Here is a 10,674-nt window from a genome sequence, read left to right on the forward strand (position 1 = left end):
GCGGCAGATGCCGCGGCACCGCCGGGATGAGCATTGCGTTCATACACATCGACCTGCCATCCGTCCCTGGCTAGCAGTGCCGCGGTTGTGAGACCGTTGGGGCCGGACCCAACAACGATGGCGCGACGGCCATGGTCAACGGAACGCTGGGGGATCTGCATATTGGCATCCTTCGTATAGCGACAACATCAGGTTCTGGGGCACCTCATGTGCTGGTGTTTCTATGGTCGACCAGACACATGAGAACACTATGAGTTCGTGATGAGAAGGCGATGAGAAGCAAGCCACCACTAACCTTCAGAAGGTTTTGCTGCTTGTTGAAGGTGCTGCCAGTACGTATCCCAGCCGCCCGCTGCGGTCGCGTGTTTGCCGGCTTCGACAATCAGTCCGTGAAATCGTTGGAGCTCGTCAACGCTAAAATCTGCGTCTCGAACACAAGATGAGAACACTCGTCTAGTTGGCTCATATCCTTTGGGTAGTACATAGCCAGCAGTCGCTAACATTCTGCGGGCATAGGTATCCCAGATAAACACCGGACGGTCATATGTATAGAGCAACATATCGTCGGCGGTTTCTGGGCCAACGCCTTTTACCTCTAGTAAGTTGGTGCGCAGCGGGTTGGTTTCTACCAGATGTGCTGTTTCATGGTTCGTCAGAAACCACGTGGCAAAGTTTTTCAGATACGTGGCTTTAGCGTTCATGAAGCCTGCTGGTCGGATAAGGCCTCTGAGCTCGTCTACATCGACACGTGCGATGCCCTCCGGGGAGAGCTGATCGGTCCGCTTTAACGCAGCGATCGCTTGTTCGACGTTTATCCACGCGGTGTTCTGGGTCAGGATCGCCCCAACACCGATCTCGAAATCGGTGTCAGCAGGCCACCATGTGCCCGGCTGAACATGCTCATCGAGCAATTGGTAGAGCTGACGAAAGGTTAGCTGTGCTGACATGAACTGCTTTCCGGCTGGCTGGCGTGTATCCGCGCCGTCTCTAGCCGACAGATTTGGAGAACACTTTCTCGCGCGGGGTGATGATCAGCGAGGAGAAAGTGACGGTCTCGTCGTACACATCAACGACGGTTGCCCACCCGTCCCCCATGCCCGTCAGTGTGGTGTCTTCGGCCAACAGATCAAAGTTGTAGGACGCTGCACCGGAGACCCACACTGGAATGTGTCCGAGAGTGCCAGCAATTTGGTGATGATAGTGGCCAGACAAGATCGCTCGAACGTCGGTCTCTCTGATGACCTCATACAGCTCGTCGGCGTTCTGTAAACCTGAGCCGCGTTGCGAAAGCGTCGTCGAAGGTATCGGGGGGTGGTGTGTTACCACCAGTGTGCCGTGTTCAGCGGGTTCGGCGAGCCTCTGTCGAAGCCAGCCAAGTTGTTCGCCTGTCAGGTGACCCTGGTGGCGCCCAACTCCGTGAGAGTCCAAGCCAATGATACGTAGCCCTTGGACGTCGTGGACGGTATCCCCCAGTTCCGGGCCGGAGGCAATCTTTCCCGGGTTGAAGGCTGTCCCCACCGAATCGATGGGGTCGTGATTGCCGCCCACTGCGATAAACGGAATACCTATTTGGTCTTGAAAATGTCCGAAATATGCAGCGGCGTCATCGTGAACATAATGATTTCGCTGACCGATATCTCCCGATAAGATCACTGCGGCCGGTTTGAACGTCAGAATCTGATCCAAGGCTTCACGCATGCGCGTTGGAGTATCCAGTACTTTGCGAAGGAGTTTGCCTTCTTCTACTAGGTGGAGATCAGAAAGCTGAATGAGGCGGAGAGTAGGTGAGACAGTGGTCATGGGTTAATACTAACGGCTCTTTTATTCCAGCTGTCCTACTGCTGATGCGAGAATCGCCTCCGAAATATCTTGGAACTCGGCGTCAGCAATTTCTTCATTACCGATGAAGGCGACCATGATTACATGTCCTTCGTGTTCGGCCATCAGGGTGAGCGCTGTGGTCGACTGCCCGCCTTCACCTTCGGTTGGGTAGCGCTGCCACAGCAGCCCTGAACCGGTTTCGGTTTCAACTGGTTCTGCTGTGAAGGTGTATTCCAGCTCGGCCCAATCAGGTTCAGACTCATCGGCCAGCATCATGGTCAGATCGTTGCACTTGGTGGTGATCTCTTCGACAGCTTCTCGGTGTGCGGCAACTTGGTCAGCAGCCTCAGCCTCACCGCCGGTATCTTCACTGATCCCTGCGATTTCTATACTGCCGACACCCGAAAAATTCTCTCGTCCAAAATCGACCCTGGTCATCGAATCCGATGCCGCCAAAATGGGAGACCAATCTAACGCTTCAATAGGCTTCGCACAGGACTGCGGCTCAACGGTCATCTCCTGGGCACTACCGGCACGCTCTTCAGCACTGTCACGGACTGCGCCCAGAGCTTCCTCAGTGGCTGGCTGGACCTGTTCAAACCCCAGCTCAACAGCCATCGATGCACCGGCACCAGCGGCACGTTGATCCGGACTCGCGTCCGTGGCCAGGAGGGTGTCTAGCTGATGTTCCTGGCTGGAGCCATCACTCTGCTCATCGTCTGAAGAGCAGGCTGTCAGGCCAAGTCCAGCCACCGATATGGTCGCAAGAACTTTGGTGAGTTTACCGGTTCGGGTCATGGTTGGTCTCCTCGTTGGCTACGGCCATGCGGGCATAGTATTCATTCAAATCATCAAGGTCGCTATCCCCGAGTCGGTCGACGCGGTCGTCACGTCGTTTGGCGTGCTGCATATCATCTTGACGCCAGCGGAACAGCACGATCATAGCCATCCCCACCGTAGGGAATTCACCGGTCCCCCACATAATCAGACCACCGATTTGTTGGTCTTCGATAGCAGAGGCGCCCCAATCCCGGCCGATGGCTGAGAACCATTCGGACATCAACAGCGAATCGGAGCCGGTCAGGGAAACAGCGATGAACGCGTGGAACACCATGGTCGCTAACAGAATCACCAACCGCAGCGGATAACTGGGCCTGTTTGGCAATGGGTCGATACCGATCATGACCGAGACGAAAATGAAGCCGGTCAGCAAGAAGTGAATATTCATCATCTCGTGTCCGATGTGATAGCGCAGCGCAAATTCAAAGACCGGGGTGAAGTAGAAAATCACCAGTGAACCGGCAAAGTTCACCGCAGCAAATATCGGGTTGGTGATGACCTTCGAATACTTGGATTGCAACAGGGTCAGCATGTACTCGCGTGGTCCCCGGGTACCGTCTTTGCGTGACTCCATACTGCGCATCGCTAGGGTAATCGGCGCGCCGAGGACTAAGAAGATCGGTATGAGCATGGTCAGGATCATGTGGTTGACCATGTGGGCGGAGAATAACACCAGCCCGTAGATCGCAGGAGCTGCCGACGTATCCCACACCAGTATGGCCAGGCCAATGAAGAAGAAAATGGTGCGTTGGACCGGCCACTTATCTCCGCGGGCGGAGAGTTTTCGAATCGCGCGAACGTACCAAATAGCCAAAAAGATAGCGACCGCAACCCAGAGCCAGTTGAACCGCCATTCAGTGATCCAACGGATCGCTGAAAGTTCAGGTGGCAGCTCATATTTGGTGGTAATCCGAGCTGGTGAGGCATCCGGGGGTATTTCCTCTGGTTTTGGTGGTTCGGAACTTCCCAACAGCGTGGCGGTTACCATGACGCCGACCATGATCACTACTTCGACGGCGATCAACTGCCACAGGGTTTTGCGAGCGCGTGCCGGAGGCTGCGTGGTCCCAGTTTTCAATCGAGGGATAACGCGCACCCGGTGGGCTAGACCAATGAGGCCTAATGCGATGGTCAAGACGGCTTTGAGCACCACCATCTGCCCGTAGGGGGCAAAGAAATGGCCAAAGTGCTCCATGCGGATAGCCGCATTGGCAACACCGGATGCGGCGACCAGCGCGATTGCAACACCTGCGACGGCGGAATAACGGGTCAGCACCGTATAGACCAGCGGCTGTGTGTTGTTCGCTCTTGCCCGTGATTTGAGTTGGGAGGTGCCCGTCAGCTTCGGTGCAAGCATTGCCAGCAGCACTAGGCCGCCGAGCCACAGCAACACGCCAAGAAGGTGCAGCCCAATGGAGTTCACAGCAGCAAAGTGATCGTCACCCGAGGATGAGTGGCCAACCAGCGCCAGCGGGACCACACCGCCCAGGCTCAGCACAGCTGCCCAAGCCATGCCGATCGGAGTGCGTAACGCAAAGATCACACTGGTGACGACGGCGGCGATAATCGTCATCCAGAACCAAGCGCGGCCAACCGCGATCGCTAACACGTAGTCGAGCATGCCTTCGGAGAACCCTTCGGAAGCATTGACTGCCATCCCCGCAACGTCGGAATAGGTGAAAACAATTTGTGCGATCGCGCTGAACGTCCAGATAATCGCCGATACGCTGGCGATTTTGACGGTTCGGGTATAGGCCGGGTGTTCTTCGGTATCACTGGGAGGTGCCTGGCCGCGCCGCGGCATCTTGGTCCAACGCGGCAAAATCACCGCGGCAAACATCAATGCTCCAAAGGTCAGGGACCAGGCAATGTTGTGGATCACTTTGGTAGCGGGCAGTGCCCACCGGGTGAGAGCACCGGGGTCAGAGAGTTCCTGAACCCCGGTGACTCCCGATTGAACACCGATAACAAGCAAAAATGCCACGCCCGTTACCACGGAGACGGGCCAGAGCCAGCTCGGTGCAGTCTTGGTTGGTGTGTCAGTTTTCGTTGTCAACGGTGCTCCTTGGACAATCCGGCGAAGAGTTCCTCGCCGATAAAGCCACCTTCCTGGCAACCAGGAGGGGTAGCAAATACTGCGGAGCCAACTGGAATGGCCCACAGGTTAGGGTGCTCAGCCACGGCAGGCTGATGTTGTAGTGGGATGTACTTTTAGTACTTTTCCTGAAGTCTTTCCTGCAGAATTCTAGTCGTCTGCGGGATCTTCAGAATCTCCAGGGGTACGGGTGCCGCGCATCAGCAGAAAGACAATGCCTGCTACTACTACGACGCCTACACCTCCGGCGACCCAGACCCACGTTGGAATCGAGGTAGCAGCATCTTCATTGCTTGCTTCACCGGCATCCGACGGGGTTGGAGTATCTTCTTCTGACGCTACGGTTTCTTCTTCAGTTGGCGCAGTTTCTTCATCAGCAGCGGAGACGGCTTCACCGCAATCTTGCGGTGCACCTTCCTCTGGGGCATCCGGATCGGCATTGGTAAAGCTGAAGTTCTCTTCACCAGTATGACCATCTGAGTACACCACTCGATAGGCCACCGTGTAGTCGCCCTGCGGCATACCTTCACACGTTGGGATGGCAAGGTCGTAACCTTCTACCACCACGTCGCCGTCCTGCCACTGATTTCCCTGTTCATCAGTAATACGAATCAGGTTGGTTAGACCTTGCCCATCGAGCGGCTGACCGGAGAACTGCAACCGAACTTCACTCGGCGTCGTTTCTACAGTCGAGTCTCGCTCAGGTGTTGATTCAGTCAGTACGTCGTGGGCATAGGCAAGCTGTGGCACCAGCATCAAGCTCAGTGCTGCACAAAGTGCTGCAAACAGCATGCCGAATTTTGTGGATACTTTTTGTTGCATTCTTCCTCCCCCAAGTTCGAACCTGGGTCGTTCAATGGTCGCGGGAGGCCCATTCCCGCAGGCAGGCCCATTCCCGCAGGCAGGCCACTGCTACGCAACAACTGGAGGGCCACGAGTCCAACGAGCTCGAAAGACGTCTACCGGGCGAGGTATCCAGACCCGCGAAATGCCTATTACCCGTTTGGGGCGAACGATGACCACCGGTTGAGCAGCCAACACGAAGCGCGTCGGTGCAAGCAGTAACCACCCAACGAGTACGAAGAGACACCGTTCACCATGCACAATCACCGCTGTGGTGAACACTGCTGCAAATATATGCGCTACGACCATGACGACGTCAGCTGTCGTCGAGGCGTGAAGGGTCTCCGCGCCGGCTGCAGGCATCGCTGGGGCTGTGTGGCCTTGTGTGACCGGAGCCAGATGATGATGGCCGTGTGCGTCGTGGACCGCCGAGGCACCGGTATACGGCAGAGAATAGAGCGCGTGGAATACGATCTGGGCGATCACGGTCGTGGTCGCTGTCGACCATTTTGAGAGCCGCTTGCCTGCTAGCCCAACCGCAATAGGAGCGGTGATGGCCATCGAAAAGCCGAGAAGTTCCAGCGGAATAACATCAGGAGCCCCGTGCATCATTGAATGCGCTGCCTGGTGGCCTCCCGCAGCTAACATGACAGCAAAGACCGCAACCGCCCAGCCGCGGAGCAGTCGAGCAACACCGGAGACGCGGCTGCTGAACACAGCGTTATCCGACGTCATGTACTCTCCTGATTTAGCGCGGCACCGGCGCTCCACGGTGCAGAAAATGAATCAGCTCTATTAAACCATCTTTTGTTTGTTGCCGTCCTGAGTTCCTTTAACGACAAAGACGCTCCGGAATCTCCGGAGCGTCTCGGTTCTAAGGGAACTAAAGCTTATTTTTTCTCGCCAGTGGCGGCAGCCTTCAGCTTCGAACCAGCGGAGAGCTTAACACCGTGACCGGCTGGGATTTCAATTGCTTCACCGGTACGTGGGTTACGACCGGTGCGCGCTGCGCGGTTGGTGCGTTCTACTGAGAACCAGCCTGGGATGGTGATTTTTTCGCCTTTTGAAACCTGCGAGGAAAATACCTCGAATACGGCGTCCAGCACACCATTGACGGCGGTGGCAGAATTGCCGGATTTCTCGGCGACTGCTGCAACAAGTTCACTGCGGTTCATAGCCATATGTCCTCCTGGACTTTTGGTTGTCTTAAACCCGACGTTCGCCGGGCTCCTTTGGGAAAAGCTACCACCATTGGCGCGGTTTGTGGCGCTTTTGAAGGCGATTTTTGCGGAATTTCGCGGAATTTCGCGGAAATAAGCGTATTTTGGGCGAAAAGTCGGTCAAAGTTCAGCTTCTTCCCAGCAAAGCCGCCACTTTGTGGAACTCTCCCAACTGTAAAAACCCCAGGAAATCAGTGCAATCTCATAGCTCGAAAACACCATGAGAGGGCTTTCTTGGAGCGCCCCGAAGGTAGCAAATTCAGGCTAATTATCCCGAAAACTCTTGAAGCTCATGACGGTCATCAACAAGCTCAGCAAGCTGATGGCACCGGTGAGTATGACGCCGGCAATTCTGGTCTCCAGCATGAGCGAATTTTCGGTGAAGAAGAGCATGGTGGCCATCACGGTGAGTACCACTCCAACAACGGTTAGCAGCCCAAAACCGAACACTCCGAAGAAACCCAGGGCGCGTATTGCACTGGATTTTTTTGGCTTCTGAGGTTCAGGCTCATGACGTTCAGCAACCTCAACGACTTCAAAAGTCGGCATCTCGGTTCGGTATTCGGTTGGTGCCGGGTTGGCGGAGACGACTTCGTCGTCAGACTCAGACGAACCCGACTGTTCGTCCGCTGGAGTCTCAAGACCATCGCGAGGCGTTTCGGTTATCGGGTCTTGAGCTAACGCATCACCATCACCCGTCGATGGCTCTGGAAGGGGGCCCTCATCAAGCTCTTCGTCTAGTGCAGCGGTATCAGCCGTAACAGAGTCGTCGGCTGGTACGGGCGTTTCGACTTCGTCGGGTTCCGGTATAGGCAGGATAGGTTCCGATGCAGGCGTTAGAGCCGGAGCAATATCCTGTTCAGTCTCATCCGGGGCATCGTCATCCTGAAGATCTTCGGCCGGATCAGCTACTTGACTGTCAGTCGTGGACAAGGATGCTTCAGCACCATGAGCCGGGACAGCGGTAGTCTCGTCTTCAGATTCCACCTCCGGCGATGCGTTGAGGCTCGGCTCTTCAGCGAGTTCCTCTGGGAATTCTTCAATGGGCTCTATAAGTTCGTCGGGTTCGTCTGGTTCCGGTTCCGGATCAACAGACTCCACGGGGTTGCTGGGTTCGCCAACTGCGATGTTTTCATCGGTTGCAGGCTCAGCAATAACGTCTTCGGTGGGTTGTTCGTTCACAGGTGCTGGAACGGCTGCGAAGTTCAGCCCTTCGAGCCCCGCATCCAGACCAAGGAGTTTATCGGGCTGGTCATAAAGCTCCCCCCACAGTTCCTTGACTGAGCCTACGTCGTGTCTGCGGGCAAGCTCCATAACGATCTGGCTGGTCTGCTCGACAGAATTGCTATTGCCATATTCATCAAACAGGCCCAAGGCTTGCAAAACGGTGGAGAGTTGAAACTCTGGTAGGTCAGGAAGATATTTTTTAGCAAGTTCTCGACAATCGAGCCAATGGAACTCAGGTGGAGTTTTGCCCACATGCTGGCTTGCAGCTTGAAATACTTCTTTGTCTGCATCGCGATAGTAACTTACAACAGGCAGCGTGCCAACCATCATGGTTAACTGCGATACCGCTTCACCCCAGGTTTTGGTTTGCTGCGCTGATTCATTGACGGCATCGCCGCTGGCGGTGGGTGGGATGACTGGCCACGAGTCCACGAGGGTGAGATTGCCGTTGACGAGTTTGACGTATGAAGCCTGAGATACCGAAGCGGGGTCCAAATGCGTAGTTTGCAATTCGAGGGTCACGAAACTCAACACTGACATTGTTGTAATGCCTCCCCTCTTAGCGCCTGATAAGGCCAGGATATCGTATTGGAGGTCAGGACCATCCATTGTGTGATGTTGATATGACCGTAAGTCGATAGTTGATGCACTTTGCCTGGTGCGGCATAACGATCTTTTGTCCAGCGATAGAAGCATTAAATAAAAAATCTGGCCGACGGTCGAACCGTCGGCCAGATTTTTATAAACTCAGCGTTTTACCAGGATGATTTAGTAACACCTGGTAGTTCGCCACGGTGAGCCATATCGCGGAGGCGAACACGGGAGATACCGAACTTCTGCAGGGTACCGCGTGGACGTCCGTCGATGGAGTCACGGTTGCGAACACGCACTGGAGAGGCGTCGCGTGGCATCTTCTGGAGACCTACGCGTGCTTCTTCGCGCTCTTCATCAGTAGCATCTGGGTTAATCAGCTGTGCTTTCAGCTTTTTACGATGTTCATCGTAACGAGCAACGATTTCTTTACGCTTCTCGTTTTTAGCGATCATAGATTTCTTAGCCAATGCTTAGCGCTCCTCTCGAAAATCAACGTGTTTGCGGGCTACAGGATCGTATTTCTTCAAAGTAATACGATCTGGGTTGTTGCGGCGATTCTTACGGGTCACGTAAGTAAAGCCGGTGCCAGCGGTCGATTTCATTTTGATAATGGGGCGCAAGCCCTTTTCGCGTGCCATTCTTAGAGCTTCACTCCCTTAGCGACGAGTTCTGAAATGACAGAATCAATGCCGCGTGCATCAATAACTTTGATACCGCGTGCAGATACGTTTAGCGTTACTTTGCGACCCAGTGAAGGGACGAAGTAGTTCTTCTTTTGAATATTTGGGTTGAACCGGCGCTTGGTGCGGCGGTTCGAGTGGGACACTTTATAACCTGTCCCCGGTCCAGCTCCGGTTACCTGGCAATGTGCTGCCATGATCACTCCTCGGTTGTAAGCAGTAGTAAAAGGACGGGCGAAATATTGTTGCGCTGATGGAGTCAGCGACAACTTCGCCACCAGTTGTGACACCGCGCTCTTACTGCGACTTTCTCGAAGGAATACCAGGCTGGGTGAGAACCAACCGAAGTGCCCTTTTCATCGCTAGGGTGAAGACGGTGAGTCTCTTTGCTTGCTTGCGCAATAAAAGAGAGCCAAAATTTTTTATCTTCAGTACCTTCTCCGTCGCTTCCTCCGGCCATGGTCGGGCCGAATTGAGCATAGTACTGACGACAAACTCATATTTTAGCTCGCCCGGAGCGTTTAATCAAACCGAAACAACGACTCCGACATCAGGATCTGTAGCGAACGAAGTTCGGCCGAATAGATCTGCCATGTTATGCCGAAAATAACCAGTGATCAGGCTCATTGCGGCGCAGCATATGATCCATCAATTCTATGGCCTGGCGCAGTCCCTCACCAGACAACGATTCGAGCATGCGGCTTTCTACAGCTCGGTGGTAAACATCTCGCAAATTCGTGATCAGCTTACGCCCGGTCGGGGTTATTTGCGCGACAGTGACTCGTCTATCTCGTTCCGACAACCGTCGTGTGAGCAGGCCCCGCCCTTCGAGCTTACGAGCCACGTGCGATAGACGCGACAATGAAGAGTTACACCGAGTAGCCAGTCGAGTCATGCTCATGTGGCTGTTTTCACTTGAAAGATGGTCTAACACCTGGAATTCGAAGAAACTTATCTTGCCGGCTTTTTGTAAGTCATGCTCAAGGTCTGGCAGGACTCCCATATAGACAGCAACCACACGATGCCAAAAGTTCATTTCATGTGAGCGAGATGGCAACATGAGTGATTCGTGTGGATCGGTGTCGTGTGCAATCTCCATCATAATGGTTCCCTTCTTCCTGATCGCCAGACTCGAAAACCCCAGTTTCTTTGGCTCGTTCCGGCTTGGCACCGCAAACATTGCGGTCATCAATCACCGCTTACGTTAATATTTGATCTCCCACTTCCTGACGAAAACAAAGGAGTTCACCCTGGGTATCACCCTTTGTAGTCAAATGGCTTCCTATCAATATCGCTTAGCTCCAGCAGAAGCATCACTGCATGAGAGACCATGTGACGGCCTGCGTTGTACTAG

Annotated in this window: 14 protein-coding genes; all 14 read right to left on the bottom strand. The window is 54.4% G+C overall.

The genetic code is table 11. From position 1 onward, the window contains the following. Nucleotides 1–161: FAD-dependent oxidoreductase (locus L0H14_RS10110; protein ID WP_301421777.1), on the bottom strand; the 161-nt coding region annotated here is incomplete at its 3' end. A 129-nt stretch (nucleotides 162–290) separates the two neighbouring features. Beyond that, entirely contained in the window at nucleotides 291–947 is a 657-nt protein-coding gene (locus tag L0H14_RS10115) for an endonuclease III domain-containing protein (protein WP_301421771.1), read from the bottom strand. A gap of 40 nt (nucleotides 948–987) precedes the next feature. Beyond that, nucleotides 988–1,800: a metallophosphoesterase gene (locus tag L0H14_RS10120; protein WP_301421773.1), complete on the bottom strand. Its 813-nt coding sequence runs from the start codon at nucleotides 1,798–1,800 to the stop codon at nucleotides 988–990. A 21-nt stretch (nucleotides 1,801–1,821) separates the two neighbouring features. Then, on the bottom strand, nucleotides 1,822–2,619 hold the full coding sequence (locus tag L0H14_RS10125; RefSeq protein ID WP_301421774.1) for a hypothetical protein: 798 nt from the start codon (nucleotides 2,617–2,619) through the stop codon (nucleotides 1,822–1,824). Beyond that, the gene (locus L0H14_RS10130; RefSeq protein WP_301421775.1) at nucleotides 2,603–4,717 is read right to left on the bottom strand and encodes a cytochrome c oxidase assembly protein; all 2,115 of its coding nucleotides are present in this window, start codon (nucleotides 4,715–4,717) and stop codon (nucleotides 2,603–2,605) included. The genes L0H14_RS10125 and L0H14_RS10130 overlap by 17 nt, the downstream gene beginning before the upstream one ends. Beyond that, entirely contained in the window at nucleotides 4,714–4,842 is a 129-nt protein-coding gene (locus L0H14_RS10135) for a hypothetical protein (protein ID WP_301419597.1), read from the bottom strand. The genes L0H14_RS10130 and L0H14_RS10135 overlap by 4 nt, the downstream gene beginning before the upstream one ends. A gap of 64 nt (nucleotides 4,843–4,906) precedes the next feature. Beyond that, nucleotides 4,907–5,578 (bottom strand): copper resistance CopC family protein, encoded by a 672-nt coding sequence (locus L0H14_RS10140; protein WP_301419598.1) that lies wholly within the window; start codon nucleotides 5,576–5,578, stop codon nucleotides 4,907–4,909. Nucleotides 5,579–5,668: 90 nt separating this feature from the next. Next, the gene (locus L0H14_RS10145) at nucleotides 5,669–6,334 is read right to left on the bottom strand and encodes a hypothetical protein (protein ID WP_301419599.1); all 666 of its coding nucleotides are present in this window, start codon (nucleotides 6,332–6,334) and stop codon (nucleotides 5,669–5,671) included. A 155-nt stretch (nucleotides 6,335–6,489) separates the two neighbouring features. Continuing rightward, nucleotides 6,490–6,780 carry an HU family DNA-binding protein gene (locus tag L0H14_RS10150; RefSeq protein ID WP_022869497.1) on the bottom strand — a complete coding sequence of 97 codons (291 nt, stop codon included), beginning with the start codon at nucleotides 6,778–6,780 and terminating at the stop codon, nucleotides 6,490–6,492. 303 nt (nucleotides 6,781–7,083) lie between these two features. Further along, nucleotides 7,084–8,586 carry a hypothetical protein gene (locus tag L0H14_RS10155; RefSeq protein WP_301421776.1) on the bottom strand — a complete coding sequence of 501 codons (1,503 nt, stop codon included), beginning with the start codon at nucleotides 8,584–8,586 and terminating at the stop codon, nucleotides 7,084–7,086. Nucleotides 8,587–8,801: 215 nt separating this feature from the next. Next, nucleotides 8,802–9,107 (bottom strand): 30S ribosomal protein S14, encoded by a 306-nt coding sequence (gene rpsN, locus L0H14_RS10160; protein WP_301419601.1) that lies wholly within the window; start codon nucleotides 9,105–9,107, stop codon nucleotides 8,802–8,804. A gap of 3 nt (nucleotides 9,108–9,110) precedes the next feature. Beyond that, entirely contained in the window at nucleotides 9,111–9,278 is a 168-nt protein-coding gene (gene rpmG / locus L0H14_RS10165; RefSeq protein ID WP_022869500.1) for a 50S ribosomal protein L33, read from the bottom strand. Nucleotides 9,279–9,280: 2 nt separating this feature from the next. Next, nucleotides 9,281–9,517 carry a 50S ribosomal protein L28 gene (gene rpmB / locus L0H14_RS10170; RefSeq protein ID WP_022869501.1) on the bottom strand — a complete coding sequence of 79 codons (237 nt, stop codon included), beginning with the start codon at nucleotides 9,515–9,517 and terminating at the stop codon, nucleotides 9,281–9,283. A gap of 398 nt (nucleotides 9,518–9,915) precedes the next feature. Further along, on the bottom strand, nucleotides 9,916–10,422 hold the full coding sequence (locus L0H14_RS10175; RefSeq protein ID WP_301419602.1) for a MarR family winged helix-turn-helix transcriptional regulator: 507 nt from the start codon (nucleotides 10,420–10,422) through the stop codon (nucleotides 9,916–9,918). Nucleotides 10,423–10,674: the final 252 nt, after the last annotated feature.

It is taken from the genome of Yaniella sp., from assembly GCF_030453185.1.
Lineage (GTDB): Bacteria > Actinomycetota > Actinomycetes > Actinomycetales > Micrococcaceae > Yaniella.

What these genes read in the sequence shown, in the direction of transcription:
- L0H14_RS10125 (WP_301421774.1), bottom strand. Translation starts at nt 2,619, where the DNA reads ATGACCCGAACCGGTAAACTCACCAAAGTTCTTGCGACCATATCGGTG.
- L0H14_RS10115 (WP_301421771.1), bottom strand. Translation starts at nt 947, where the DNA reads ATGTCAGCACAGCTAACCTTTCGTCAGCTCTACCAATTGCTCGATGAG.
- L0H14_RS10175 (WP_301419602.1), bottom strand. Translation starts at nt 10,422, where the DNA reads ATGATGGAGATTGCACACGACACCGATCCACACGAATCACTCATGTTG.
- L0H14_RS10155 (WP_301421776.1), bottom strand. Translation starts at nt 8,586, where the DNA reads ATGTCAGTGTTGAGTTTCGTGACCCTCGAATTGCAAACTACGCATTTG.
- L0H14_RS10120 (WP_301421773.1), bottom strand. Translation starts at nt 1,800, where the DNA reads ATGACCACTGTCTCACCTACTCTCCGCCTCATTCAGCTTTCTGATCTC.
- L0H14_RS10145 (WP_301419599.1), bottom strand. Translation starts at nt 6,334, where the DNA reads ATGACGTCGGATAACGCTGTGTTCAGCAGCCGCGTCTCCGGTGTTGCT.
- rpmB (WP_022869501.1), bottom strand. Translation starts at nt 9,517, where the DNA reads ATGGCAGCACATTGCCAGGTAACCGGAGCTGGACCGGGGACAGGTTAT.
- L0H14_RS10150 (WP_022869497.1), bottom strand. Translation starts at nt 6,780, where the DNA reads ATGGCTATGAACCGCAGTGAACTTGTTGCAGCAGTCGCCGAGAAATCC.
- rpmG (WP_022869500.1), bottom strand. Translation starts at nt 9,278, where the DNA reads ATGGCACGCGAAAAGGGCTTGCGCCCCATTATCAAAATGAAATCGACC.
- L0H14_RS10140 (WP_301419598.1), bottom strand. Translation starts at nt 5,578, where the DNA reads ATGCAACAAAAAGTATCCACAAAATTCGGCATGCTGTTTGCAGCACTT.